At 60.8% G+C, this 24,767-nt stretch carries 25 protein-coding genes; 14 read left to right on the plus strand and 11 right to left on the minus strand.

Features of this window, described 5'->3' with window-relative positions:
- Nucleotide 1: 1 nt before the first annotated feature.
- The 6 genes from ribH (at nt 2) to BN2694_RS16680 (ending at nt 3,880) form a co-directional block, all read left to right on the plus strand.
- The gene (gene ribH, locus BN2694_RS16655) at nt 2-478 is read left to right on the plus strand and encodes a 6,7-dimethyl-8-ribityllumazine synthase (RefSeq protein ID WP_210409010.1); all 477 of its coding nucleotides are present in this window, start codon (nt 2-4) and stop codon (nt 476-478) included.
- Nucleotides 479-518: 40 nt separating this feature from the next.
- Nucleotides 519-1,340, plus strand: a complete 822-nt coding sequence (locus BN2694_RS16660; protein WP_135667678.1) for an Nmad3 family putative nucleotide modification protein — start codon at nt 519-521, stop codon at nt 1,338-1,340.
- A gap of 71 nt (nt 1,341-1,411) precedes the next feature.
- Nucleotides 1,412-2,110 (plus strand): metal-dependent transcriptional regulator, encoded by a 699-nt coding sequence (locus BN2694_RS16665; RefSeq protein ID WP_135667680.1) that lies wholly within the window; start codon nt 1,412-1,414, stop codon nt 2,108-2,110.
- Complete coding sequence (locus BN2694_RS16670) at nt 2,107-2,802, plus strand: TMEM165/GDT1 family protein (RefSeq protein ID WP_135667682.1); 696 nt, start codon at nt 2,107-2,109, stop codon at nt 2,800-2,802. Before BN2694_RS16665 ends, BN2694_RS16670 begins: the two co-directional genes overlap by 4 nt.
- Before the next feature lie 118 nt (nt 2,803-2,920).
- On the plus strand, nt 2,921-3,394 hold the full coding sequence (locus BN2694_RS16675) for a metal-dependent transcriptional regulator (protein WP_135667684.1): 474 nt from the start codon (nt 2,921-2,923) through the stop codon (nt 3,392-3,394).
- 231 nt (nt 3,395-3,625) lie between these two features.
- Nucleotides 3,626-3,880: a hypothetical protein gene (locus BN2694_RS16680; RefSeq protein WP_135667686.1), complete on the plus strand. Its 255-nt coding sequence runs from the start codon at nt 3,626-3,628 to the stop codon at nt 3,878-3,880.
- Here BN2694_RS16680 and BN2694_RS16685 read toward each other — a convergent pair.
- Nucleotides 3,868-4,779 (minus strand): DMT family transporter, encoded by a 912-nt coding sequence (locus BN2694_RS16685; RefSeq protein ID WP_135667786.1) that lies wholly within the window; start codon nt 4,777-4,779, stop codon nt 3,868-3,870. The two genes, BN2694_RS16680 and BN2694_RS16685, sit on opposite strands and share 13 nt — an antisense overlap.
- Before the next feature lie 100 nt (nt 4,780-4,879).
- On the opposite strand from BN2694_RS16685, the gene BN2694_RS16690 reads away from it, so the two are divergent.
- Nucleotides 4,880-5,494 carry a DUF502 domain-containing protein gene (locus BN2694_RS16690; protein WP_135667688.1) on the plus strand — a complete coding sequence of 205 codons (615 nt, stop codon included), beginning with the start codon at nt 4,880-4,882 and terminating at the stop codon, nt 5,492-5,494.
- A 149-nt stretch (nt 5,495-5,643) separates the two neighbouring features.
- On the opposite strand, the gene BN2694_RS16695 is transcribed toward BN2694_RS16690, so the two are convergent.
- Together BN2694_RS16695 and BN2694_RS16700 are read right to left on the minus strand one after the other, a co-directional pair.
- On the minus strand, nt 5,644-6,567 hold the full coding sequence (locus BN2694_RS16695) for a branched-chain amino acid transaminase (protein ID WP_135667690.1): 924 nt from the start codon (nt 6,565-6,567) through the stop codon (nt 5,644-5,646).
- A 437-nt stretch (nt 6,568-7,004) separates the two neighbouring features.
- The gene (locus tag BN2694_RS16700) at nt 7,005-7,706 is read right to left on the minus strand and encodes a DUF120 domain-containing protein (protein ID WP_135667692.1); all 702 of its coding nucleotides are present in this window, start codon (nt 7,704-7,706) and stop codon (nt 7,005-7,007) included.
- A 1,067-nt stretch (nt 7,707-8,773) separates the two neighbouring features.
- Between BN2694_RS16700 and aroC the strand changes: the two genes are divergently transcribed.
- The gene (gene aroC, locus BN2694_RS16705) at nt 8,774-9,973 is read left to right on the plus strand and encodes a chorismate synthase (protein WP_135667694.1); all 1,200 of its coding nucleotides are present in this window, start codon (nt 8,774-8,776) and stop codon (nt 9,971-9,973) included.
- A 286-nt stretch (nt 9,974-10,259) separates the two neighbouring features.
- On the opposite strand, the gene BN2694_RS16710 is transcribed toward aroC, so the two are convergent.
- On the minus strand, nt 10,260-10,508 hold the full coding sequence (locus tag BN2694_RS16710; protein WP_135667696.1) for a hypothetical protein: 249 nt from the start codon (nt 10,506-10,508) through the stop codon (nt 10,260-10,262).
- A 135-nt stretch (nt 10,509-10,643) separates the two neighbouring features.
- Nucleotides 10,644-10,853, minus strand: a complete 210-nt coding sequence (locus tag BN2694_RS16715; protein WP_135667698.1) for a hypothetical protein — start codon at nt 10,851-10,853, stop codon at nt 10,644-10,646.
- Between the two features lie 292 nt (nt 10,854-11,145).
- On the opposite strand from BN2694_RS16715, the gene BN2694_RS16720 reads away from it, so the two are divergent.
- The gene (locus BN2694_RS16720; RefSeq protein WP_135667700.1) at nt 11,146-12,876 is read left to right on the plus strand and encodes a BCCT family transporter; all 1,731 of its coding nucleotides are present in this window, start codon (nt 11,146-11,148) and stop codon (nt 12,874-12,876) included.
- 48 nt (nt 12,877-12,924) lie between these two features.
- Here the strand turns inward: BN2694_RS16720 and BN2694_RS16725 are convergent, their stop codons facing one another.
- Nucleotides 12,925-15,162, minus strand: a complete 2,238-nt coding sequence (locus tag BN2694_RS16725) for a PAS domain S-box protein (protein WP_167880079.1) — start codon at nt 15,160-15,162, stop codon at nt 12,925-12,927.
- Between the two features lie 202 nt (nt 15,163-15,364).
- On the opposite strand from BN2694_RS16725, the gene BN2694_RS16730 reads away from it, so the two are divergent.
- A complete protein-coding gene (locus tag BN2694_RS16730; protein ID WP_135667704.1) occupies nt 15,365-15,997 on the plus strand; it encodes a uracil-DNA glycosylase in 633 nt (210 codons plus the stop codon).
- A 16-nt stretch (nt 15,998-16,013) separates the two neighbouring features.
- On the opposite strand, the gene BN2694_RS16735 is transcribed toward BN2694_RS16730, so the two are convergent.
- On the minus strand, nt 16,014-16,442 hold the full coding sequence (locus BN2694_RS16735) for a CBS domain-containing protein (RefSeq protein ID WP_135667706.1): 429 nt from the start codon (nt 16,440-16,442) through the stop codon (nt 16,014-16,016).
- A gap of 121 nt (nt 16,443-16,563) precedes the next feature.
- Here BN2694_RS16735 and BN2694_RS16740 point away from each other — a divergent pair, with 121 nt between their 5' ends.
- Nucleotides 16,564-17,289: a DUF2064 domain-containing protein gene (locus BN2694_RS16740; RefSeq protein WP_135667708.1), complete on the plus strand. Its 726-nt coding sequence runs from the start codon at nt 16,564-16,566 to the stop codon at nt 17,287-17,289.
- Between the two features lie 7 nt (nt 17,290-17,296).
- Here the strand turns inward: BN2694_RS16740 and BN2694_RS16745 are convergent, their stop codons facing one another.
- The 3 genes from BN2694_RS16745 to panB form a co-directional block, all read right to left on the minus strand.
- Complete coding sequence (locus BN2694_RS16745; protein ID WP_135667710.1) at nt 17,297-19,561, minus strand: CDC48 family AAA ATPase; 2,265 nt, start codon at nt 19,559-19,561, stop codon at nt 17,297-17,299.
- Nucleotides 19,558-19,785 (minus strand): DUF7127 family protein, encoded by a 228-nt coding sequence (locus BN2694_RS16750; RefSeq protein ID WP_135667712.1) that lies wholly within the window; start codon nt 19,783-19,785, stop codon nt 19,558-19,560. The genes BN2694_RS16745 and BN2694_RS16750 overlap by 4 nt, the downstream gene beginning before the upstream one ends.
- A gap of 121 nt (nt 19,786-19,906) precedes the next feature.
- Nucleotides 19,907-20,719, minus strand: a complete 813-nt coding sequence (panB, locus tag BN2694_RS16755; RefSeq protein WP_135667714.1) for a 3-methyl-2-oxobutanoate hydroxymethyltransferase — start codon at nt 20,717-20,719, stop codon at nt 19,907-19,909.
- A gap of 140 nt (nt 20,720-20,859) precedes the next feature.
- On the opposite strand from panB, the gene BN2694_RS16760 reads away from it, so the two are divergent.
- Nucleotides 20,860-21,912 carry a TrmB family transcriptional regulator sugar-binding domain-containing protein gene (locus tag BN2694_RS16760; protein ID WP_135667716.1) on the plus strand — a complete coding sequence of 351 codons (1,053 nt, stop codon included), beginning with the start codon at nt 20,860-20,862 and terminating at the stop codon, nt 21,910-21,912.
- Between the two features lie 38 nt (nt 21,913-21,950).
- Nucleotides 21,951-22,181 carry a DUF5822 domain-containing protein gene (locus BN2694_RS16765; protein WP_135667718.1) on the plus strand — a complete coding sequence of 77 codons (231 nt, stop codon included), beginning with the start codon at nt 21,951-21,953 and terminating at the stop codon, nt 22,179-22,181.
- A 135-nt stretch (nt 22,182-22,316) separates the two neighbouring features.
- On the opposite strand, the gene BN2694_RS16770 is transcribed toward BN2694_RS16765, so the two are convergent.
- The gene (locus BN2694_RS16770; RefSeq protein WP_167880080.1) at nt 22,317-23,687 is read right to left on the minus strand and encodes an outer membrane protein assembly factor BamB family protein; all 1,371 of its coding nucleotides are present in this window, start codon (nt 23,685-23,687) and stop codon (nt 22,317-22,319) included.
- Nucleotides 23,688-24,131: 444 nt separating this feature from the next.
- On the opposite strand from BN2694_RS16770, the gene BN2694_RS16775 reads away from it, so the two are divergent.
- Nucleotides 24,132-24,761: a hypothetical protein gene (locus BN2694_RS16775; protein WP_135667722.1), complete on the plus strand. Its 630-nt coding sequence runs from the start codon at nt 24,132-24,134 to the stop codon at nt 24,759-24,761.
- Nucleotides 24,762-24,767: the final 6 nt, after the last annotated feature.

The raw sequence follows: 24,767 nt of genomic DNA on the forward strand, positions 1-24,767 counted from the left end.
AATGACAGACTACGACGTGACGGAACTGGAAGGCGAACTGGACGCGAGCGGCCGCGAATTCGGTATCGTGGTCAGCCGCTTCAACGACCTCATCACCGGCAAACTGCTGGATGGCGCCCTGGATACGCTGACGCGCCACGGCGCCAGCGAAGACGACATCGACGTGGCCCGCGTGCCCGGCTCTTGGGAGATCCCCCTGACGGCACAACGCATGGCCGAGAGTGGCGACTACGATGCTGTGATCGCCCTGGGCGCGGTCATCCGCGGGGAGACTCCCCACTTCGAGTACGTCTCCAACGAGGCAACGAAGGGCGTCGCCAAGGCAACCCTCGACACTGACGTGCCCATCGCCTTTGGCGTCCTCACCACCGACACGACCGAGCAGGCCGTCGATCGAGCGGGCGTCAAGCAGGGCAACAAAGGCAGTGAGGCTGCCGAGAGTGCGATCGAAATGGCCGACCTGCTCACTGAATTCTGAGGCCGCGATCGTTTTCCCGGACGGTGCTGTAGTTCCCCCGATGACAGTCGTCCTCGCCGGCATCGGTGCCGACCAGTCCAACGTTGGGCGGAACCTTCCGCTGTACGACGACGGGACCTTCGAGTACATTCCCATCCCCGAGAAGACCGCCGAGACGGACGAACCAGAGACGTTCGGGTCCTGGGGCCTCCGGGCCGGCGGTGTCGCCGCTGACGTGCTGTCGAAGATCAGGTCCGCACCGGGCCGCGAGGACTCTTGGATCACCGATTCCGAGCGGATCGCCGGCTGGCCGCTTCACCGTGATCCCAACTTCGAGGCGCTAACCTACGGCGAACACCGCGGCAGCGTCGATCGCCGAAAGCGTTACGTCCCGTTACTGGAGGCGCTGGAGCCGGGCGACATCGTCGGGTTCTACGCCGGACTGGCGCCGCCCGATGGCGGCGATCCCCATCGGTATCTGATCGGCTACCTCACGGTCGAGTCAGTCCTCACCACGGAAGGACTCTCTCGGGACGAACAGCGACGGCTGCTCGCCGAACACGCCGACAACGCCCACGCCAGGCGGGCCACGGACGGCGAACTCTACTACGACTGGATCGGCGCCGACGGCAAGTACGTCGTCATCGTCGACGGACGTGAACCGGGCGGGTTGTTCGAACGTGACCCGATCCGGCTGAGCGAGAAGTACGTCAAACCCGACAACGAGCGCGCCGGCTACTACCTCCACGAGCGGATCGCCCACGAGTGGAATCTGACCGCCCCCAACGCCGATCCCGTTGCACTGACGCGCAAGCCAGCGATGCGGTTCGATCTCGCTCCCGAAACGTTCCTCGACCGCGTCGGTATCCCTGGCGAGCGGTGAGGTGTCTCTTCTACAACTATTTGTTTGCAGACGATGGACTTAAGAGTTAGACCCATCTAAACCCGGGTAACATGGACACCGCCGTCATGGAAGACTACCTCAAGGTTATCTACGAACTTGAGCGCGAACGGATGCCCCCGGTGGGGACGTCGGCGATCGCCGACGCACTCGGGGTGACTGCCCCGACGGCCACACGGATGCTGGAGAAGTTGGCCGAGGAAGACTTACTCGAACGCGAGAAGTACAGCGGCGTCGAGTTGACCGAGCACGGTCGGGCGATCGCCCTGGAGACGATCCGCCACCACCGATTGTTGGAGGCCTATCTCGTCGAACATCTCGACTACGAGTGGGAAGAAGTCCACGACGAGGCCGAACGGCTCGAACACCACATCAGCGAGGACTTCGAGGAACGGATTGCACGGGCACTCGATCACCCGCCGGTCGATCCCCACGGCGAACCGATCCCGAGTGCTGACCTGGAGGCACCCGTCGAGGAGGATGTCGAACCCCTCTCGACCCACGAAGCGGGCGAGGCAGTCGTAGTCGCCAGCGTCCGTGAGCGCGATACAGAGACCCTCCAGTATCTCGAGGCGGAGGGGATCGTTCCCGGCCGGGAGCTGACGATCACCGAGATCACGCCTGTCGGGACCTACGTGCTGGAGTGTGAGTGCGATACCCGACAGTTACCGGAGACGACGGCCGATTGCATCTACGTGCGCTCGGCTGCGGCCCGCAGCGACGCCGGTACCGAGGAGGTGCCCGGACTGTGAGTGAATACCTGGAGATCCTCGTTGTCGCTTTTGCCTTTCAGCTCGCCGTGCTGCCCGGCGAGAAGGTCCAGTTCATCATCGCCGGGCTCTCGACGCGCTATCATCCCCTGGTGGTGGTCTCGGCGGCTGGAAGCGCCTTCGCGGGCTGGACGGTCCTCGAGATCATCTTCGGTGAGGCGATCAAGAACGCGCTCCCGGGACTGTACCTCGATGCGTTCACTGCCGGCCTGTTCCTGCTGTTTGCCGTCCTGATGGTCCGGTCGGCCCCAAAACCCAACGCGGAGACGGCGACGACCGACGGCGGCGTTGCTGCGATGAGTGACCTTGACGTGTCGATCTTCGGGTACCGAATCCCCGCTCTCCTGGGCGGATGGGTGCCGATATTCGCTATGATGGCTGCCGGCGAGTTCGGCGACAAGACCCAGCTGGTGACGATCGGCCTGGCGGCCGACTACGGCGCCACGTCGGCGATCTGGTTCGGCGAGATGCTGGCGATCATCCCCGTGAGCCTGCTCAACGCCTACTTCTTCCATCGATTCGCTCATCTCGTGAACCTCCGGAAAGCCCACTTCGCCGGTGCGGCGATCTTCACCTTCTTCGCCGCCGATACGGTCCTTGCGATCACGGCTGGTGTCTCAGTTTGGGAGACGGTCGTCGAGGGTGTCTCGAGTGTCCTTCTCGCACTCGTCTGAGCGGTTGCGTTCCAACTCACTGAACATCCTCCGAAAGGTTATTCGCGGGCTCGACGTAGTGTTCTCTAGCTACCACGTCGCATCCGCCCGAGCGGATCGACAATGAGAGATCGAGCCCATGACCAATCGTCAATCGAATTGCGCGGAGGTTTCGCTCAAAGAACAGCCAGTCACCCGTACCGGTGGCAAGTACCTCTGTGGACTCTTGCGGTGTTCGTTGGCCGGGTGTGATCGTGTCGCAACGGGCGATTTGGCGACCCGTCTGGAAGTGAGTCGCGCCAGCGTAACCGAGATGGTCGAAAAGTTCGGCGCGGAGGGACTCGTCGATCACGAACGCTACAAGGGTGCGGCGCTGACTGACGACGGAGAAACACTGGCACGGCACCTCCAGTGGCGCCGCTGTGTCACCGAACGCTTCTTCGAGGGCGAACTCGACGTGACCCTCGACGCCGAAACTGCCTATCGGATCGGCTTTGAACTGCCCGAGGCTGGCACCGATCGTCTGGCGTCCATTGTCGACCATCCGTGTGGCCGATTGTGTCAGGCGACTTCCGTCTCTGATTGCCCTCGACTGACTATCTCTTCGTCGTGATCGGAGTGGGCGCGGGAATCCCGGGAGGCGAGCTGTTCGTTCTGTTCTTTCAACTTGTCCTCCGAGGCAGCCTGAAATGACTCGATAAAACGTATTAGGGCTTTTTGAGCCGTTATAAAACGTCCCAGACGTCCGTCAGACACGAGTAAAACAGGTCGAAACGAAGCGAAGGCTCTGGAGGTTATATGGTCCGTCCGATGTATGGATTAGCTGTAACAGACGGTGTCCCCAATGTCAAGCTCGACGCCCTCAATCGCCGAAACTGGACCGCCCGCTGACGCACAGTCCGCTCAGTCGACTCGCTCCCGGCGCCCGCTGCTGGAACCGATCAGGGGCGTCGCTTTCTGGACCGCGATCGCGCTGCCGTTCGTCCAGTTGCCCCTGATCGTCTCCGGACTGGGAGAGCCGACGACCGCGATCGCTTTCCTCGCCCTCCTGGCGGTCAACGTCTTCGCGCTGTACGTCGGTCACGCCTACCATCGCTGACGGAAATGACGATCCAGCGCCGCCCTGATGCCGTCGCGTTTGATCGCCACGAACCCGAGGACAATGAGCAGAAAGCCGGCCCCTGTCGCTGGTGCTAGCGGCTCTCCCAGAAGCAAGAACCCGGTGAGTGCGGCAAACAGCGGTGCGACATAAGAGACGAGATTGATTTCGACGGGGCCGAGTCGATCCAACAGATCGAAGTACAACAGAAAGCCGATGGCGCTCGCGACGAGCGAGAGGTACCCGAGTGCGACGAGCGCCCGCGGGGTCCAGTCGATCGCACCCGCTGATTCACCGACGGCGTGGCTGAGTCCGTGCAGCAGGATCGCACCGCCAACCATCGACCACCCCTCCATAGCCTCGATCGAGAGGTCGGCGTCGAGTCGACGGGTAAGCACGCTGCCGACGGCAAAAGACAGCGCCGCACCGACGATCAGGACCGGACCGAGTATGTCCTTCGCCAGTAAGTTCGCGGGGGCAGGTCGAGCTACGACGATCACGCCGAGAAACCCCAGTGAGAGACCCGTGAGACCGACAACTGAGAGCCGTTCTTCGGGGAGGGCCACGCGGGCCACACCCGTCGTCAACACCGGCGAGAGGCTGACCAGGACCGCGGCGACGGCACTCGTGGTCGATCGTTCGCCGACGAACAGCAGCGCGTGGTAGCCGGCGATCAGCAGCGTCGCCCCGACAGCGATCGCCGCCAGATCCCGTCGATCACGCGGTAACGGATCGGTCACGAGTGCTGCGTATCCCAGCACGAGCACGCCCGCGACATCGTAGCGGATCGCTGCGAACAGCACGGGTGGGAACGCTGCCAGTCCGGCCTTGATCGCGACGAACGCACTCCCCCAGATCGCCGCCAGACTTACGAACAGCAGGGCGTTGCGGTAGCGCACGTCCACGGTTGGTGGCGTCGATATCTACGACTTTCCGTTTCAGTCGATGTGGGTGGACCAACAGGAAGGCTGATTACGATCCCGCGACAGATTGCCGTCAATGGCTTCGACGTGGAAGCGCGACTTCGCGAGTGGTCTGATCGTGCTGGCGCCCCTGTTGGTCACGGTCTCCGTCCTCCTGTGGTTGTACAACCGTCTGAAGGCCGTGCCGATCGCGATCGAACCGGAACCGTTGCGCGTCGCGGTGACCATTGTCGTCTTCGTGTTGCTGGTGTTCGCCGTCGGCTATCTGATGCGAACGGCACTGGGTGGGCTGCTCGAGGACGCGATCGACGACCTGATGAACCAGTTGCCCGGGCTGCGAGTCGTTTATAACGCCTCGAAGATGGCGGCCGAGACCGCATTGACCGGGACCGACGACCTGCAGGCTCCCGTGAAACTCGAAACCTGGAACGGGATGCGTATGACTGCGTTTCTGACCGGGAAGTCGACAGACGACGGCCGGGATGTTCTCTTCCTTCCGACGGCGCCGAACATCACGACCGGGTTCGTCATCGAGGCCAAACCGGAGCGGTATACCAAGACCGACGAGCGCGTCGAGGAGGCACTGACGCGCATCCTCAGCGCCGGGTTCGGCGAGAGCGAGGAGAGCGTCATGCACATCGATGTCGAAGATGTCGCCGGCGAGACGGCAAACGGCGAGGAAACGAACTGAGTCACAGCGACTGCCGGTGTGGACCGATCCAATTGCGCACACAGCGACTATCGGTCGTGGGTCGATCCAATTGCGCACACAGCGACTATCGGTCGTGGGTCGATCCAATTGCGCACACAGCGACTATCGGTCGTGGGTCGATCCCTGTCTCACACGTACGTGAACCACGCCTCTCGGTCGCCCGACTCCACGACGTCGAAGAACGTTTCCTGAATCTCGTCGGTGACTGGCCCCTTCGTGCCGGGACCGACCTCGACGTCGTCGACGCTCTTGATCGGCGTCACCTCCGCTGCCGTCCCCGAGAAGAACAGTTCGTCTGCCGTGTAGAGTTCCCCACGCGAGATCGTCGCCTCGTCGTGAACCGTATAGCCCAGTTCCTCCGCGAGATCGATCACGGTGCGGCGGGTGATACCGTCGAGGTTCGACTCCGCGAGGCCTGGTGTGTAAATCTCGTCATCACGCACGAGAAAGAGGTTCTCGCCGGGACCCTCGGCCACTTGGCCGTCCTTGTTGAGGAGGATCGCCTCGGTGTAGCCGTTGCTGTCAGCTTCCTGGCTTGCCAGGACGCTGTTGACGTACGTGCCGGTGGTCTTGGCGTTGGTCGGGATCTGGCTGGAGGCGTACTTCCGCCAGGAGGAGATCGCCACGTCGACACCATCCACCAAGGCCTCTTCGCCGAGGTAGGCCCCCCACGGCCAGACCGCGATCGACACCTTGACTGGTGCGTCGCCGGGATCCAGTCCAAGCATGTCGTAGCCGTAGAAGGCAATCGGACGGATGTAACACGAGGGCAGGTCCTCCCGGTCGATCAGTTCGATCGTCGCCTCGGTGAGTTCTTCGCGGTCGAAGGGGATCTCCATCTCGTAGGGTTTGGCTGACTGATAGAACCGGTCGAGGTGTTCCTCCCACCGAAAGATCGCCGGGCCGTTTTCGGTGTCGTAACACCGAACGCCCTCGAAGACGCCCGTCCCATAGTGCAGGCCGTGCGTGAGGACGTGCACCTGGGCGTCGTCCCAGTCGACGAATTCGCCGTCCATCCAGATCGTCCCGACGTCCATGTCGTCGAAACTCATACTACCCCGAAAGGGAGCCTCCGTTAAGAGTGTTCACGGTTCGAGTAGCACGGGACTTCCGTTCGACTGTGGCTACAGCGTATCATCGGACCGTCAATACTGATTTGCGACGCAATGAGGGGTACGAAACATAATATAATATTCATATTTAGCGGTTTCACCGGATGGGTGATTCTCGGAAATCTCACTATTGCAATCGTGGCAGATCTCTCATTCTGGTTCCTTTATGCTCCAGAACAGCGAGATGAGCGCTTTCGACCTCGTGTAGACGTCTTCATTTGTCGTTTGAGCAGCCGAGTACCGGTTCCACGTTTCTGGCGGCACATTGCAATACCATCTTATAAAACAATTTGTTGGAGCGAGCCGGTGGTGTACTGGACCGAGAACTGTGAAACGTTGTCGTACAGAATGGGAATCCAAAACGTTGGTTCAAGCCATCACCGCTCGTGAACGTGGACCGTCACGGCATTGCCGTCCGCAACGCCGAGTTCCGTCCTGAGTTGATCGGGGGCGATGATCTCCAGTTCGGCGTCGTCGTAATGGGTCCGCTCGGGCGAGACGACGTGGGCACCTTCGTAGGTCGCGGTATCGCTTTCGAGGGTGATTGGGTAGCAGTACGCCGGGCCGTAGGTCCGGTCGCCGTCTTCCCAGCCCTCGATCTCGACCGGATCGAGTGCGTTCATCCGCGCCCGGGCGCGGGCACTCCGGTCGTCCAGATCGAGGTTGAAGGTCCCGGGGAAGGGTTCATACCCAAGTTTTTCGACGAACTGGCTGTGATAGCCCGACAACGAGACGTAGTGGCGACCCTCGCCCATGCCGCTCTCGACCGACCCCGACAGCGTGACGCCGATCCCGTGCTCGAAAATCCGCTGGTACTCGGCGTACTCCTCTTGGAGGAGGCGTTCGCCGTCGTCGGTGATCCGGACCCACTGGCCGTCGCTGACGATCTCCCGGGCGACCAGGTCGGTGTCCTCCAGACGCTGGAGGCGACGCGAGGCGGTCTGGGTGGAAGCGTCGAGTTTCGACGCGAGGCCGGAACCCGTGATCTTGGCGTCGCCGTCGACCGCGCCAGCCAGCGCCAGGAGTTTCAGCGTCGCCAGTTCGGCGTACCCGATGTCCTCGCCCGGGAGTTCGACCATCGAGAGGTGATTGGCCGGGCCGACTGATAAGCACACCGGGACCAGGCGATTGGGGCCCCGACGAGTATTCGTATCGAGATTTGTAAAAGAATTTATTGGTTCGCTCACGCGTCTGCCGGGGTACAGCTAAAACCCCCTACGAGATATGGGGCGCACACCTTTTAGGATTTTCATAAGGAATGTTATCTCCGAGTGTTCAGTTAAGATACCCATATCTTATCTTCTTTCTCAGAGTAGAACAGTAGATCAATCAGTACATCCTTTGTTAATCATTGTTCCCATCGAACTCGAAGATGAAACTCATTGTTTATCTTTTTGATCTCAATGTAGCTTTCTCGATCTCCCACTGCACGTGGAAGCTGAACTGATGTAGAATCTGTCCAATTTTCAGTCGTAATAGTAAACGTGTAATTCCCTGGTTGATCGATAGTCGTCACTTTCCACATTTCTCCTGAGCGAACAGAATTTGAGATATTCCTTATAACTTTATTATTCCTCTCAATCCGGTATGAGGCGTTCCATGTCTTGTTTGTGGGATTGAAAACTCGGACATTTGCATTCGCATCTCCATCAAATCGCTGTTCAAGGGGACTATTTGTCGATACATCTGTCTCCTGGGGATTCATACTCTGTGTCGTTGTCGTCTCGGGAATTCCACTACACCCGGCTAAGACAAGACACAAACTAATAAGGAGGACTTTGCGTCGCACACTGTGAAGGATTTGTATCCTCAGACAAGTACTCTTTGCTCAAATCACACAATTAAAAACGTTTTTTAAATTATGGATTATTAAAACCATAATATAATTTTATAAATACAACGTTAGGCCTATTTGTATATTATTTTAGGAATAGATTGTATTAGATATATAACATACATTATTCATTTAGATATGTCAGGACTACCATCAGAGGAATACCCGGCTCAAATGCTCAAGATGACTGCTCTCGTTGACACGGCAAATCAGGTGGCTAGCTTTCACTGTGTGGCCAAGTTATGGAATAAGGTTTGGCTGGACGAAACCCAGTCTCAACAACTAAATGCGCCCGTCCCTCACACCGGGCTAATGAACGGCAACAGCTTCGGCCGCCTGTTTCAGGTGACGACTTTCGGGGAGAGTCACGGCGAGGCGATGGGATGTACCGTCTCGGGCGTGCCCGCTGGCGTCGAGTTGAGTGAAGGCGAAATCCAGCACGACCTCGACCGGCGCAAGCCCGGCCAGTCGATGATCACCACCTCGCGGGACGAGCCGGATGCCGTCTCGATCAAGTCCGGCCTGCAGGACGGCTACACGACGGGCACACCGATCGGGATGGTCATCCAGAACAAGGATTCGCGCTCGGGCAAGTACGAACCGTTCGTCACGGCACCCCGTCCCAGTCACGGCGATTTCACCTACTCGGCCAAATTCGGCACGCGCAACTGGGGCGGCGGCGGGCGCTCCTCGGCGCGGGAAACCGTCAGCTGGGTGGCTGCGGGTGCCATCGCCAAGCAGGTCTTAGCACAGAGCGAGTACGATGTCCAGATCAAGGCCCACGTCAACCAGATTGGCGATGTGAAGGCGCCCGAAGTCACTTTCGAGGAGATGCTCGAACACACCGAAGAGAACGACGTCCGGTGTGCCCACCCTGAGACCGCCGAGGAGATGCGCGAGGTCGCCGAGCAGTACCAGCAAGAGGGTGACTCCATCGGTGGCTCGGTCTACTTCGAGTGCAGAGGGATTCCGCGAGGGTTGGGTGCGCCCCGGTTTGACTCCGTTCCCTCGCGACTGGGCCAGCTCATCTACTCGATTCCGGCTGTCAACGACTTCGAGTACGGCGTCGGCCGGGACGCCCGGACGATGCGCGGGACGGAGTACAACGAGGACTGGGAATTTGATTCTGAGGGAGATCTCACCCCAGTCGGCAACGACCATGGCGGCATCCAGGGTGGGATCACCACCGGCGATCCCATCTACGGCGAGGTTACCTGGCATCCGCCGGTGTCCATTCCCGCCGAACAGGAGACCGTCGACTGGGAAACGGGCGAACGCAAGGAGATCCAAGTCGTCGGTCGCCACGACCCGGTTCTTCCGCCGCGTGCGGTCCCTGTCGTCGAGTCGCTGCTGTACTGTACCGTGCTTGACTTCATGCTACTCGGTGGGCGGCTCAATCCCGACCGGCTGGACGACCGGCCCGGCGAGTACGACACCGACTACCACCCATCGAGTCCGGTCAACGACCCCGACGACGCCGCGACGCAGGCCGAGACAATCGACGACGAGTAACGCGGGGAACGCAGGACATCTGATTGTCGGGTGAAGGGTGAGCGGTCGACGAGATGCGGAGTCAGTATCTCAAGCGAGAGAACAATTGAGGCGACTGGTCATTGAGTCTCGGTGACTGAGAGACGAGCAGCTACGGCCCAGTACGTCGACACCATCTCGTCATTGCAGACTGAAGAGCGCTACAACCACGTCATAATCCGCGTGCAAGACTGAGGAGTTGCGTTCAGCAGGATACTGTCGTCTGTTCCACGCCGAGATGAACGAACTACCCGCTCGTTCGGTCTGCCTACTGAGTGACAAAATAATAGAGTGGAACGAATCCCGGGACGATGAACGGATACACGATGGCTCCACCGATCGTTGACTCTGTTCTGGCTATGCCGATGATTCCCAGTATCGTGACTATGAAGTATCCAATAGCTGCTGTGAGCACGCCGTTTGCCACCCCGAACATCCAGAAAACCACGCCCAAAACAATAAAACCGAGCTGCCCCCACGCCCCGAACCTGGATAACGTAGTCGGCTCTATGTCCATGCGGAGTGATTACTCGCTGTAAGTGATTACTCTGCTGAATATATCCGTTTAACTGACTGCTAAAACACCTCTATCGGGAGGCTGGAACGCTGACTACGGGAGTTATATTCAAAAGACAAGAACGATCGCAGCTGATCACTCACCCGACGCGTCTCCGCCCAGCAGCGACCCATCAATCGACCGCCAGCGGCGGATCGAACAGACAAGCGCGTCCAGGCCGACGAACGCGACGCCGACGATCGCGAGCAGTTCAAGTGTGGGGTACTGTGTGAAGACCCCGGTGAATTGTTGGACGGCGATGAACGCAGCCAGATAGACCACACGGCCGATGCGTCGACGTGGCATACGTCACGTTAGTTTCCTCATCCGTATCAGGGCACGGGCTGCGGCGGTACGTGTCGCAGTGTTCCATCGTGAACGACAGTTCGCTGCGGTTGAGCCGTCACAATCTTTTCGCCCTCAAACAGCCCCACCGCTATCAGGGCGCCGGAGTGAGTTATTTAGTGACAGACTGTGATAGCCGTTCAATGGCACATTCTGACACCCTCCAATCGAGTTCGCACGCCCATGCCGTCGTTTTCTACCCAGGCCATCAGTGGAGGCGAGTCGCTCGAAACCAGACCGGGCGAGGTGTCGCGTGAGCGATTCGGCCGAAGAGCCGACAGCAGGGAGCGAGCCGACGACCCGGGAGCGACTATTTCACGCCGACCTTGAGAAGGAGCCCGGCGACGACAACGTCCGTCGATGGGGCATCGACGTTCATCCGGTCGTGTTCCCCTTCTCTTTGGCATTCATCGCGGTCTTCGTCGCCCTCACGATCGGGTTCGGCGACGATGCAGCCACTGCCTACAAGACCGTCTTCGACGCTGTCACCGCGAACTTCGGTTGGTTTTACGTGCTGTCGGTCAACGTCTTCATCACCACGCTGGTCGCCTTCGGGCTGAGCAAGTACGGAGAGATCAGACTCGGTGGCCCCGACGCCGAACCCGAGTTCTCCACGTTCGCCTGGCTGGCAATGCTGTTCAGTGCCGGCATGGGGATCGGGCTCCTGTTTTTCGGCGTCGCCGAACCAATGTACCACTTCCTTTCGGGCGGGGGGTCGTTTTTCGACGTTCCACCGGGCTCACCAGCTGCGGCCCAGTCGGCGACCGCGCTGTCGATGTTTCACTGGGGGTTACACCCATGGGCGATTTACGGCGTGGTCGGACTCGGACTGGCCTTCTTTGCGTTCAATCGTGGGCTCCCGCTTTCGATTCGGTCGGTATTTTACCCGCTGCTGGGTGAGCGTATTTACGGGTGGCCGGGCCACGTCGTCGACCTTGCGGCAGTCCTCGCGACAGTGTTCGGGCTGGCGACGACTGTTGGACTCGGCGCGCTGCAGATCCATGCGGGAGCGAACTTTCTAGCCACGAACTACTTCGGGGCCACGATTCCCACCGCGACGTGGGTCACAATCGCGATCATTGCCGCGATTATCGGGGCGACCTCCCTCTCCGTCCTGGCTGGTCTCGAAGGCGGTATCAAACGGCTGTCCACGGTGAACGTGATACTAATGAGTGTGCTGTTAGCGTTCATGTTCGTCGCCGGGCCGACCGTATACCTGCTCGACGTGCTCAACAGCGGGGTCGGTGCCTATCTGGGGAATTTCCTCGAATTGAGCTTCTACGCCGAGGCCTTCGCCGGGGCCGATGCCGGCTGGCAACACGAATGGACGATATTCTACTGGGGCTTTTGGATCGCCTGGGCTCCGTTCGTGGGGATGTTCATCGCGCGGATTTCGAAGGGCCGGACGATCCGGCAGTTCGTCGCCGGTGTGTTACTCGTCCCGACGCTGTTCTCGCTCGTCTGGATGGCGGCGTTCAACGGGTCCGCACTCTTCGTCGAGCTGAACGTCCACAGTGGCGCGATCCTCGATCCGCTCCAGGAACACGGACGAGCCGTCGCATTGTTCGAGTTGCTATCGTATTATCCACTCACCCTCGCGGCGAGTATCCTGGTCACTGCGAATCTGATTACCTTTATCGTCACATCCGCCGATTCGGGGGCACTGGTGACGAGCTATCTGGCCGCCGGAGGGAAGCAAGATACTGTCACGCGACAGCGGGTATTATGGCCGGTCCTGATCGGCGGAACGTCTGCGGCGTTACTCGTGGGAAATGGACTAGACGCGCTCCAGACGGCAGTAATTGCGGCCGGGCTTCCGTTTGGGGCGATCATGGTGGTGATGGTCTATACGATCTATCTCGGCCTGCGTCGCGAAGTTGAGATCCACCAATCAACAGCCTACCAAGACGCGAGAAGGGACCGATCAGACGCGCGATCCGCTGGCCACGATCCGTCTCTGAACGACGGTCATGATGACGAATGAGAATGTCAGTGTGCGTGGCTTGTGAGCGCTTGCTGGGCTTGCATCGAGTCAGCGAACGGTCGGTAACTCTACGACGAATACGGCGCCGTCGGGGTCGTTGTCCTCGACTCGGACCGAGCCACCGTAGCTATCGACCAACGTTTCGACCAGATACAACCCGATCCCGGTCCCCGAACTCTCCAGACCGGTCTCACCCTTGCCGAAGATGGCGTCTCGCTGTTCGGCCGGGATTCCGGGACCGTTGTCCGCAATGCGAACGACGACTCTCTCCTCCCGAGTCGTCGCCGAGATGGTGACTTCTGGGACGGCTTTGTCATTGTGCTGGACTGCGTTCTTCAAGAGGTTCCGGAAGACAGATGAGAGCATACTGCTGGCCCGGACAGGTTTGGCTGGCATGCTCGACTCGACGGTGAACACAGCGTGGGGATACGCCGCGCGGACCGCTTTGAGTTCGTCCGTGAGAACGCTATCCAAGTCGATGTTCTCAATGTCATCTTCCGCCGAGAGCATCACGTCGGCCATCTCTCGGGCCGTCCGCGTGAGTTCGACCGCATGTTCGGCGTTTTCCAGTACCGTCTCGATGTGGTCCTGAATCGATTCGTCGTCGGATTCCTCGGCGATCAGTTCGGCGTAGGACGTGACTAACTGCAGATCGTTCCGAATGTCGTGACGCAACACTCGATTGAGTACGTCGAGGTTGTCGCGCTGGGCTTCGATCCGCTGTTCGTAGTCCTTGCGTTCGGTGATGTCCCGGACCAGTGCATGGAGTGCGGGCTCGCCTTCGTACTCGAACCAGCTGAGTTTCACCTCGGCGGGGAACTCCGTACCGTCGGCCCGCTGATGCGTCCACTCGAAGAACGCTTCCCCGTCTTCGAAGGCCGTTTCGATGTGTTCCAGCGCCGACTCGCGCGACCCTGTTCCATCGGGCTGTGTCGGTGGAGCTAACTCCCAGGGCGCTCGTTCGAGGAACGCCTCGACCGACTCGATGCCGAACAATTCGAGGGTGCGTTCGTTGCAGTCGATGTAGCCGTCTCGATCGAAGACCGTGAGCGCGTCGCGGGTGTCCTCGAAGAGGTTGCGGTACTTCCGTTCGCGCGCCGCGAGTTCACGTTCACGCTGTTTGCGTTCCGTGATATCGACGAGATAGCCGAGTCGGTAGCTGTCCTGGCCATCGATTTGTAGTCGCTTGCTATGCTCCAGCACCCATCGAATGTCTCCGTTTGCGGTCGTAATCCGGTAGGGACTGGGACTGATACGGTCGTTCTCTCTGGATCGCTGCCCGGCGACTTCCTCGCGGAGTCGGTCACGGTCGGCTTCGTGAACGAGATCGGCGAACTGAACGTTGCCCGACTGGAGTTTCGCGGGCGTGTATCCGAACACGTCCTCGACGTTCTCCGAGACGTACTCGATCGGCCATCCCTCGATGTCGGTCCACTTGAAGACGACGGCAGGGCCCTGTGTGAACATCTCCCGCTCCTCTCTGAGCGTCAACTCGGCCCGCTTTCTGTCGTCGATGTCCTGATGGATACCGACGGCCCGCAAGGGCGTCCCGTCGTCGGCCCGCTGGACTACCTTGCCCATCGTTCGCACCCACTTCCAGTCGCCCGACTTCGTTCGCAGGCGGTACTCACACTGGTAGTACGGAGTCCGTTCTGTGACGTGCTCGGCCAGTGCCTCATCGTGTCGTTGCTTCCCGTCCGGGTGGACGAGTTCCGCCCAGTCAGAAAGGCGATCCCCCATTTCCGACCGGGTGTACCCGAGCATGTCCGTGAGTAACTCGTCACGGGAGACCTCGTCAGTCTCCATATCCCAGTCCCAGATCCCGAGATTGGCACCCTCCAGTGCCATTGTCATACGCTCTTTCGTGGTAGTCAGTTCCGCTTCCCGTTCGTTGCGCTCCGAGACCGGTCGACTGGTGACAAGGGACCCTTCGATCACGTCGTCCTGTAGATGACGCTGTATCCTCGATTCGAGCCAACACCAGGACGCGTCGGCCCGCCGAACCCGGGCTTGGACGATCGCGGGGTCGCCCGGTTCACCAGACTGCCCCTCGAACATCGCGGAAACGTCGCTTCGATCGTCAGGATGGACGTAGTCCTCAGCGCGATCTCCCGTCAGGTCTTCGGGACTGTATCCGAGTATCTGCTTGACTGCAGAGCTAACGTACGTCACCGTCCCGTCTGTGTCCAGGACCGTCGTTATATCGGGTGAGTTCGCCAGGAGTCGGCGATGCCAGTCGTGGTCCCCACCGTGATTGTGTTCTTCCGGACCTCCGATATCTGACATCCGTGGGTACGACGTGGCGCGTCCGGAACTTAAAATAGTTGTCCCCACAGGAGGGAAACGACGCATTGTGCCTCGGAACTGACGTCCGTGCCGCCGTGAGTCACGTTCTCGGCGGGACGACTTGTCCCCTCATGTGAACGCTACTCGGGAATCCGTCGCCGGGACCACGCGCGTTTTGAGTGGCCCGCCCTACCCCTCGACTATGAGCGCAGACGGACCGGATCCACGGAACCCCTACGATATGGACGAGGCGTGCCGGAATTGCCCGGCGCTCGTCGAGACACGCGAGCAGGTCGTCCACGGCTACGGTGACGTCGCGGCGGACGTGGTCGTCCTCGGCACGGAACCGACGGCGGGCGCTGACCGCACGGGCGTCCCCTTCACGGGCGACGAGACCGGCGAAGCTATCCAGGAACTGCTCGGCGGACTGGGATTCAGCGAGTCCGCGCCCGAAAGTGCCGAGCCCGCCCTCGAAAACGTCTACCTGACCTACGTCACCCGGTGTCGTCATCCGGATCGCGAGGCGACCGACGAAGAGCGGCGCAGCTGCGAGGGTTACCGGACCGCTGAGCTACGGATGATCAACCCCGAGTTGATCGTCGCCGTCGGCCAGGGGGCGCTGGACGCGCTGGCCTTCGAGTACACGACCCGAAGCGTCGAGGACCTCGACGTGACCGCCGAACACGCGACGACGATCCGGGGTCGCGGATTCGAGATTCTGCCCACCCTCCCGCCGAACGTAGCGACCGACGACCAGTGGCGGGCCTTCCGCGAACACTTCGCGAGCGAACTCGACCGGGATTACCGACAGACGAAAGGCCAGCGTCGGAAATAACGTATAGCAGTCCGTATCAATCCAAGTCCCACTCGTCGGGTGACGTCGCCACTTCGCCGGCCTCGACGCGGATGGCCGAGAGGTGCCGGACGATGTCGGTCAGCGTGATGATCCCGACGAGTTCCAGCCCGTCCATGACGGGGACTTTCTTCACGTCGTTGTCTCCCATCTTCGTGGCGACCGACTGGATCGTCGTCGACGGTTGGGTCGTCACGACGGGGTGATGGGCGAGTTTACTGACGGGGATCTCGGCGAACGGCCGCTCGGTGGTATAGCCCGCCCGGAGCGCGTCGGACTCGGTGACGATTCCGACCGGGTTGCCCTCGTCGCTGAGCACGACCACCGAGCCGACGCCGTATTCGAGCAACTGGCCGACGGCCTCCCGTAGCGAGGCGGCGCTCCCGACCGTCACGACGTCGGTCGACATCAGATCCTCGACGAGCATTTGTCTGTCCGAAGTACGCGACCTGAACGTATAACGGTACCAGGTGACACAGTACTGTAAACTATCGTTTGCCGTCGTCACGAACAGCGCGTTCAAGAGTCCGCCACTCCGAGGGCGGGACATGGCTACAGTCGTGATTCGGGCCGACCGGCCAGTCGAGGGAGCCCCACTCGCCGACCTCGCGGCGGCGACGCCACTGACCGAGGACGAAGCGGCGACACTCTACCGGCGAGCACTGGGTGACGTCGTCGAGATCGCCGAGACCAGCGGTGCCGCGGTGCTGGTCACGCATCCCGAGGATGCCCAGCAGCAAGTCAGGGACGCGGTCGAGCCGGCACTGGATGACCCCGACGCGGTGCGTTTCGAACGCCAGGTGGGGTCGACGCCCGCGGCCAGGCTGGGAAACACAGTGACTCACCTACTTGAAGAGGAGGGCGAGTCATCGGTCGGCGTCCTGGAACCGACGGCGGTGCTAGTCGACCGGAGTACGATCGACCAGGCGGCGATGACCCTCCGGCGACACGACGTGGTCGTCGGTCCCGCGACGGCCGGCGGGATCTACTATGCCGGGTTCACCGACACGATCGACTTCACGGACGGCTATCGACCCCCGATGGTCGAGACGATTGTCGAGGGGGCCGTCGAGGCCGGATTGTCGGCTGACGTCCTGGCCCCCATGCCGACGCTCGCGACCCCGGCGGACCTCCGCTCGACGCTGCCGATTCTCCGGGCGCGCCGGGCGGCCGGGCTGGCGGTTCCGGAACGCACGAGTGACTATCTGGACGAACTCGGGCTCCGGACCGTCGAAACGGAAGAAGAGGGTGGGATGGAGATCGTTCGCGAGTGAGTCTGGACTACTGGAAGGTCTTGCCGACCTCGGGTTCGTCGAGTTCACCCTCGCGTTTGTCGAAGCGCTGTTCGATCTCCTCGTACTGTTCGCGGGTCTCCTCGTCGACGCTCGGGCCGACCTCCTCGAAGGCGGCCTCGAAGTGACTCTCGTCGATGAGGACGTTCCCGACGCTATCGTCGACCTCCTCGGGATCGACGCTGTTGATGAACTCTCGCGTGGCAGCCATCGCAGCCTCGCGGGCGACGGCCTCCAGATCGGCACCGACGTAGCCGTCCGTGCGCCGCGCGAGGTCGTCCAGATCCACGGACTCGGCCAGTGGTTTGTCACGGGTGTGAACCTCGAGGATCTTCCGACGGGCCTCCTCGTCGGGGACGGGCACGTGGATGTGGCGGTCGAGCCGTCCCGGACGCAGGAGCGCGGCGTCGATGAGGTCCGGCCGGTTGGTCGTGGCGATCACGACGACATCCTCTAAGTCCTCGAGTCCGTCGAGTTCCGTCAGCAACTGGGAGACGACGCGCTCGCCGACGCCCGAGTCGCCCATGTTTGCCCCCCGTTCCCCGGCGATGGAGTCGATCTCGTCGAAGAACACCACGGTCGGGGCGTTCTCACGGGCCTTGCTGAACACTTCGCGGACGCCCTTCTCGGACTCACCGACGTACTTGTTTAGCAGTTCGGGCCCCTTCACGGAGATGAAGTTGCTCTGGGCCTCGTTAGCGACGGCCTTCGCCAGCAGCGTCTTGCCGGTCCCCGGCGGCCCGTAAAGCAGGACGCCCTTGGCGGACTCCATGTCCATCTGCTCGAAGACCTGCGGGTACTCCAGGGGCCACTGGATGGTTTCCCGGAGGCGCTCGTTGGTGTCTTCGAGTCCGCCGACGTCCTCCCAGCTGACGTCGGGCACCTCGACGAAGACCTCCCGGAGCGCGGAGGGCTCGATGCCCCGCAACGCGCTCGCGAAGTCGTCCTCGGTGATCTCTAAGGATTCGAGGATTTCGGCCGGGATCTCGTCTTTCTCGAGGTCGATGTCCGGACGGATGCGTCGCAGCGCACTCATCGCGCTCTCCTTTGCGAGCTGTTCGATGTCCGCGCCGACGAACCCGTGGGTGCGCTCGGCGTACTCGTCGATGTCGATCTCCTCGTTCAGGGGCATCCCGCGGGTGTGGACCTGCAGGATCTCCTTGCGACCACGCTTGTCCGGGACGCCGATCTCGATCTCGCGGTCGAAGCGACCGCCCCGACGCAGGGCGGGATCGAGCGCATCCAGCCGGTTGGTCGCGCCGATGACGATCACGTCGCCCCGTTCTTCGAGGCCGTCCATCAGGCTAAGCAGTTGGGCGACGACGCGGCGTTCGACGTCGCCGCTGGTGTCGTCACGCTTGGGTGCGATGGAGTCTATCTCGTCGATAAAGACGATAGCAGGGGCGTTCTCTTCGGCCTCGTCGAACATGTCCCGCAGTTGCTCTTCGCTCTCGCCGTAGTACTTCGACATGATCTCCGGCCCCGAGATCGTCGTGAAGAACGCGTCGATCTCGTTGGCGACGGCCTTGGCCATCAGCGTCTTGCCGGTCCCTGGCGGACCGTGCAGGAGGACGCCTTTCGGCGGCTCGATGCCCAGCTGTTTGAACAGCTCGGGGTGGCGCATCGGCAACTCGATCATCTCCCGGACCTGCTCTAACTCCTCCTCGAGGCCACCGATGTCCTCGTAGGTCACGTCCGGCGTCTCCCGACCCTCCGTCTCGGTCTCGCCGACGATCTGCTCGGCGGGCATCTGGCTCACCTCGATCTCGGTCTGGTCCGTGACGACGACCGTACCCGAGGGGTCGGTCTCGGCGACTTTCAGCGGAATGCGCTGGCCCCGCATCGAGGACAGCGGTCCCAGCCCGAAGTTTACCGGGACGGTCTGGCCCTGCGTGATGGCCTGGCCGCTCAGGTTCTTCTTGAGCATCGGCCCCACGTCGCCCTGTACCCGGAGGTTCTGGGGGAGGGCAACCGTCACCGACCGAGCGGGGTTGACATCTGCGGGTTCGACCGAGACATGGTCATCGATACCAACGTTGGCCTCCTGGCGGAGTTGCCCGTCAATCCGGACGATTCCGTCACCCGTGTCCTCGGGATAGCCCGGCCAGACGCGGGCAACGGCCCGGCCCTCGCGTCCCTCCAGAACCACGTAGTCACCGTTCTCGACGCCCAACTCGTCCATCGCCGCGCGATCGACCGCGGCCAGACTGCGACCGGCTTGGGCCTGCTTGAGTGGTTTGACAGTGAGTTTCATCCTTTCACCTCGATGGTAAGAACGCCGTTGTTGATAAACGCTGTCACGGTCTCCCCGTCGGGAACCGAAATATCGTACTGATCGTCGTCGGTGACAACGATCGCGGTGTCGCCGACCACGTCGACAGTCCCATCGACGCCGAGGTCGGCCGCGAAGGTCGTCGCGTCCTCGTAGTCGAACCGGCGGATCGCCGCATCGCCGACCGTCTGCTCGGTGAGCTCCATGCTTACCCAGAGTTAGTTCTAGTAGTATATAAATATACCGCTGATTTCCCCCACACGGGGTGCCGTAATCGAAAACAGATAGAAAAGCGGTTCACACCGATCCGTGTCCAATGGGGAACGGTCAGGCAGCGTCGAGATCGAGGTCCGCTTCGACGTGGGAGTGTTCCCCAGCCGGGAACGAACCCTCCTCGACGGCGTCGACGTAGCCCGCGAGCGCGTCGCGGTACTCCCCACGAACGTCGCCGAAGGCCTCGGCGAACGGCGGCGGGGACTCGCTGAGCCCGACGGCGTCGTCGACGACCAGAACCTGTCCGTCGGTATCGGAACCAGCGCCGATCCCGATCGTCGGGATCGATAGCTCTTCGGTGACGACGCGGGCGAGGTTGGCGGGGACGTGTTCCAGGACGAGCGAGAAGGCACCGGCGTCCTCGTGGGCACGGGCAAGTTCGCGGATTTCCTCGGCCGCCTCCTGGCTCGTACCTTGGCGAGTGTATCCCAGGCGGTTGACGTGCTGTGGCGTCAGTCCGAGGTGGGCTACGACGGGAATCCCCAGATCGGTGAGGCGCTCGGTCAGTTCGACCGTGTGGGGACCGGATTCGATCTTGACGGCGTTCGCGCCGGCCTCCTTGAGCATGCGTCCACAGTGTTCGATCGACTGGCTCTGATCGACGCCGACGCTGAGGAAGGGCATATCGGCGACGACGAGCGCGTCGTCGGTCCCGCGGACGACCGCAGCGGTGTGACTTTCCATCTCCTCGACAGTGACTGGTAACGTAGTATCGTGTCCCAGGGCCGTGTTGCCCACGCTGTCCCCGACCAGGAGCACGTCCACGCCCGCGGCTTCGGCCAGTCCTGCGGTCGTGGCGTCGTAGGCCGTCAGCATCGTGATCGGCTCCTCGCCGGCTTTCTCCCGAACGTCCCTGACGGTTGGCATGTCTCGAAATCCTCGCGGGTCGGTCTTACGCCTTCGGGTTCCCACCGCCCTCGAAACCCGCCCGGTCAACGTCACTCCGCCGTCCGGCACGTAACTGGTAGTCCCAATGGTTAACGGGCGGGCGATAGTACATCGTGGGGATGATCGACGGCTCCGAACTGGTAGACGGGCTCGAGTACCTCGGCTTCTCCCGGACGGAAGCGCGGACCTACCTCGCCGTCGTCAGGCACGAGCGGGCGGCGGTCGACGCCCTCGCGTCCGCGGTCGAGGTCCCGGAGAGCCGCATCCGACGAGTGTGCGATCGACTCGAAGCGAAGGGGCTGGTGGCCGTAGACGAGCAGACGGCCGAGACGACAGTGCAAACGCGGTTCGCCGTCGACGTTCCCGACGAACGCGCCGCCGCGCTGGCGGCGGCCCTCTCGACGGTGAACAGGGAATACGGACAGGGGACGGCGTTCGAGACGATCGACGTCCTCGAATCCGGCGAGGCGGTGGTCGAACGCACCGTCGACCTGCTGGCGCGGGCAGACGAAGAGATCGTGATCGCCACATCCGTCGCCTCCCTCCCCGAACTGATCGCACCCCTCGAACGGGCGCTCGATCGTGGCGTCCTCGTGTTGCTGGCGGTCGGAGACGGTGAGAACGGGGCCGGATACGCGGGGGGCGGCTCGATCGTCAACACGGTGGCATACCCGCTCCCGACGGTCGTGACCGTCGACAAGCGGCGGGGGGTGGTCTCGCCGACGTCGATCCCCGGGGCGGAACACGCCGACGTCAACCCCATCGCGTTCGACAACTTCACCGTCGCGAGCAAGGTCCTCGCCTTCGTCCTCGGGACGCTGTGGCGGACGTCGACCGAACGGGCGATCCGCCGTCCTTGCTCGCTCCCACACACGTACGGCCCCCGCTTCTGGAAAGCAGTGCTGGACGCGACGCTGTATTTGCGCGACGACCGGCCAATCAGGGCGCAAGCCGCGGTCGGCTCCGGACGAGCGCACGACGAGCCCGAGACCGTCACGGGTCGCGTCGTGGGCACCCGCCAGCACCTCGTCGAACCAGTGACGGGCGCATTCCCCCTGGAGAACGGACTCACACTCGAAACGGACGCGGGGACCGTCAGTCTCGGCGGGTCTCCCGGCGCGTTCAAGGAGACCTACGAGGCCAGGAGTGTGACGCTGCTCGAAGGCTCGTGACCGACAGACGCAAGGACTGGCCGACCCCACGAAGGCGTGTGCCGGATCGTATTGGGAGTACCGACCCCGAGGGCGTCGATCACGGATGGGTCCTGCAGATCACCTTCGTCCTGACGATCGTCGGCGGCGCGCCCGTCGTCGCACTGGTCTCGCTCGGTGCGACGCTGCCGACCTGGAGCGACAAGGCGCTGTTCGCCGTCCGGGCCGGGGCCGTCGTCTGGTTTCTGACGGCGGTCGGCGTCTACCTGTATGCACGCCAGCAACAGTAGGATGAAGTGAGACGGATTCAGCGGGGCGGTGGAGGAATGCCGCCGCGGAGTCAGCCCAAACGGCTGAACATGCCCGCTTCCAACAACAGCTTCGAACAAGTACGGCCTTCAAATCCAATAGGTGTAGGAGTCGTATCATTCCGAATCGTCATCAGCAAGCGCAACGACGCTGCCTTGTTGGCCACCGACGTAGAGGCCATTGTTTGTCATCGCTAGATATCGGGGAGCGACCGGGAGATCGGTACGCCATTGAATATCCCCTCCTGTACGTGAAAGGGCGATAATTTCTCCTTCTCCCGTCGCTGCGTAAGGGCTATTCCCATAACCCACGAGTAGACTGTCACCAGTCACAGCAGGTTGGGAAAGTCGAAATTCCCGACCAGCGCCAACCGACACGTCTCGCTGTGCGAGTGACTTACGGAAGACCCATTCGAGCTTACCAGTCGCCGCCCGTAAGGCGAATACGACCAACCGCTCTGACTTCGCATGGCACTCACAGATAAACACTCGCTTGTTATCCGTTGCTAGTGATGAGTACGCAGATGCCCCCTCTCCCGCATGCCCAGGGAACTGCCACATCCCGCCATCTTCGGTCACACCAACCGCCAGCGTCTTTTCGGGCCTCGTTGCCCAGGTAGTCGCGTTCGTGAGAACGGCTTCGCTCCCGCTCGTGACGACCGGGCTCGAAGGGTTGGACAGTGGCAGGCGAATCCGATTGATCTCAGGGTTGCCATCCGCTAGTTCGATTGTAAACACCGATTGGACGCCACCACCATAGCTAGCCCATATTCGTCGATCAGTCACAGCCAAGCCAAAGGGATATCCAAGAGTCATTTCATCGGTTTGTCTGCCGAGATATATCCGCCACTGCTCGGCCCCATCTTCGGGAGCGAGCCCATGCACCCCATAGCTACTCTGAACATACACGGTCTCCGGTGTCGCAAACGGGAGGGGCAAAAACGGCGAATCAGGTGCAGACAGGAATTTGCTCGGAACTTCATCGGCAACTCGTTCATAGAGGTTCCATCGCCAGTGAACCTTGCCGTCGGCTTCATTGATGGCGATAACATCGGTACTTCCATCAGTCAGATAGATGATATCTTCGACGAGGCCCCCGAATTGTGGCGTTGCGAGGCCAGATGGATACTGGATGCGCCGATGCCACCGTCGTGTGCCATCAACGGCATCGTATGCACGTAGCTGGATTTCATGGTCAAACCGAACAGCGCTAATCACCTGATTCGGAGTCGCAGCAATGAGTTCGCCCGATATTTGTGAACCGGGGTTATCAGGGGTTACATGGTCCTGCCACGTTACGATCGGTAGCGTCTGTAGTCTGTGGGGGCTCCGTGCAGTGTTCTTTACATCTGCGTATGGGAAACTCCATGCATCGGCCGATGGCGACCACGTCGTGCCAAGTGAATCGGGTGGCTGTACGTTCGGCCCACCCCTAGAATTGAACAAACTGCAACCAGCGATACTGGTTATACCGGTGAGGCCAATCATTCGGAGTGCGTCGCGACGAGACGGAGAGAGCATCAATGTATCGCTTGACACTAACTATTGAAGAATCTGATGCTGCGTTTTATCCAGTGGATTAATCTGTAAAAGTCGGTAGTTCCCATCGTTCTCGATTGCTGATTTGATTTCTGGAGGTAAACAAGCGCGACCAGTGGAACCAATTCGATGACTCGCGCAAAGACGGCGTTTTCACGCTACGAGTGCCGTCATCCGGCAAAGAGCCACGTCTATCGCTCAGCACGAAATGGTTGCTGGACGCGGGTAGACAGGAAGCCATCCCTTAGGAATACACTCGGTTGCCTACTGCATCGATATACAAGACCAGTTGAGTGGCACCTACGAGAGGCTACCGAAATCAGTCCGGGGCTAAAATGTACAAAATATAAACAGTAACCTTTATTACTATTATAGGAAAAATAAGCATATGTGATGAAGGGAAGACGCTCATTCCTGAAAGGCATAGGAGCAGTCAGTATTGGACTATCGACGCCAGTAGTCGGCGCCACTCGGGCGACGGTCAACGTTTTTGATGCCTTGGAGAAATATACCTCGAACGAAATTGTCGACAAGAAAAAGGGGTCCGATAATTGTAGGGGCATCCGCGCTACTAGTGAACAAGTCTTCCAAGGGTCGGACCTGAGGATTCTAAATGTATTCAAGGAGTCAACGTATGGTTGGCAGGCTCACGTCGGGCTTAATTCTGCCGCAGGATACGTCAGAAAAAGAGGGGACAAATGGGTGGGAAAAGATTCCCTCAACTATACCACATTTAAAGCAGTCAATTCTACCAGTAAATTCGATTCTCCTGATCCTACGGAAGGATTCCGTGGATTCGAGCAACACGCTGGCTCTGATGGTGACCCCAAATTGCCCGCCTGGGTCGAACCAGCATTCGACATTGCAGGCTCTTCTGCAGTGAGTCTAGCCACGAGTAATCCGTGGACTGGAGTCGCTGCAGGTGCCTTGTTGGGCCTGAATAACTTGGCAGATTCCCTCCAGAAGGACGATGGGAAACACAGCATCGACAACGGTGTTAAGGTAACTCACACACAAAGATGACTTTTG

This window comes from Halorhabdus rudnickae (genome assembly GCF_900880625.1).
Classification (GTDB): Archaea; Halobacteriota; Halobacteria; order Halobacteriales; family Haloarculaceae; genus Halorhabdus; species Halorhabdus rudnickae.

What these genes read in the sequence shown, in the direction of transcription:
- ribH (WP_210409010.1), top strand. Translation starts at nt 2, where the DNA reads ATGACAGACTACGACGTGACGGAACTGGAAGGCGAACTGGACGCGAGC.
- BN2694_RS16660 (WP_135667678.1), top strand. Translation starts at nt 519, where the DNA reads ATGACAGTCGTCCTCGCCGGCATCGGTGCCGACCAGTCCAACGTTGGG.
- BN2694_RS16665 (WP_135667680.1), top strand. Translation starts at nt 1,412, where the DNA reads ATGGACACCGCCGTCATGGAAGACTACCTCAAGGTTATCTACGAACTT.
- BN2694_RS16675 (WP_135667684.1), top strand. Translation starts at nt 2,921, where the DNA reads ATGACCAATCGTCAATCGAATTGCGCGGAGGTTTCGCTCAAAGAACAG.
- BN2694_RS16680 (WP_135667686.1), top strand. Translation starts at nt 3,626, where the DNA reads ATGTCAAGCTCGACGCCCTCAATCGCCGAAACTGGACCGCCCGCTGAC.
- BN2694_RS16690 (WP_135667688.1), top strand. Translation starts at nt 4,880, where the DNA reads ATGGCTTCGACGTGGAAGCGCGACTTCGCGAGTGGTCTGATCGTGCTG.
- BN2694_RS16695 (WP_135667690.1), bottom strand. Translation starts at nt 6,567, where the DNA reads ATGAGTTTCGACGACATGGACGTCGGGACGATCTGGATGGACGGCGAA.
- BN2694_RS16700 (WP_135667692.1), bottom strand. Translation starts at nt 7,706, where the DNA reads ATGGTCGAACTCCCGGGCGAGGACATCGGGTACGCCGAACTGGCGACG.
- aroC (WP_135667694.1), top strand. Translation starts at nt 8,774, where the DNA reads ATGAACGGCAACAGCTTCGGCCGCCTGTTTCAGGTGACGACTTTCGGG.
- BN2694_RS16710 (WP_135667696.1), bottom strand. Translation starts at nt 10,508, where the DNA reads ATGGACATAGAGCCGACTACGTTATCCAGGTTCGGGGCGTGGGGGCAG.
- BN2694_RS16715 (WP_135667698.1), bottom strand. Translation starts at nt 10,853, where the DNA reads ATGCCACGTCGACGCATCGGCCGTGTGGTCTATCTGGCTGCGTTCATC.
- BN2694_RS16725 (WP_167880079.1), bottom strand. Translation starts at nt 15,162, where the DNA reads ATGTCAGATATCGGAGGTCCGGAAGAACACAATCACGGTGGGGACCAC.
- BN2694_RS16730 (WP_135667704.1), top strand. Translation starts at nt 15,365, where the DNA reads ATGAGCGCAGACGGACCGGATCCACGGAACCCCTACGATATGGACGAG.
- BN2694_RS16735 (WP_135667706.1), bottom strand. Translation starts at nt 16,442, where the DNA reads ATGCTCGTCGAGGATCTGATGTCGACCGACGTCGTGACGGTCGGGAGC.
- BN2694_RS16740 (WP_135667708.1), top strand. Translation starts at nt 16,564, where the DNA reads ATGGCTACAGTCGTGATTCGGGCCGACCGGCCAGTCGAGGGAGCCCCA.
- BN2694_RS16745 (WP_135667710.1), bottom strand. Translation starts at nt 19,561, where the DNA reads ATGAAACTCACTGTCAAACCACTCAAGCAGGCCCAAGCCGGTCGCAGT.
- BN2694_RS16750 (WP_135667712.1), bottom strand. Translation starts at nt 19,785, where the DNA reads ATGGAGCTCACCGAGCAGACGGTCGGCGATGCGGCGATCCGCCGGTTC.
- panB (WP_135667714.1), bottom strand. Translation starts at nt 20,719, where the DNA reads ATGCCAACCGTCAGGGACGTTCGGGAGAAAGCCGGCGAGGAGCCGATC.
- BN2694_RS16760 (WP_135667716.1), top strand. Translation starts at nt 20,860, where the DNA reads ATGATCGACGGCTCCGAACTGGTAGACGGGCTCGAGTACCTCGGCTTC.
- BN2694_RS16770 (WP_167880080.1), bottom strand. Translation starts at nt 23,687, where the DNA reads ATGATTGGCCTCACCGGTATAACCAGTATCGCTGGTTGCAGTTTGTTC.
- BN2694_RS16775 (WP_135667722.1), top strand. Translation starts at nt 24,132, where the DNA reads ATGAAGGGAAGACGCTCATTCCTGAAAGGCATAGGAGCAGTCAGTATT.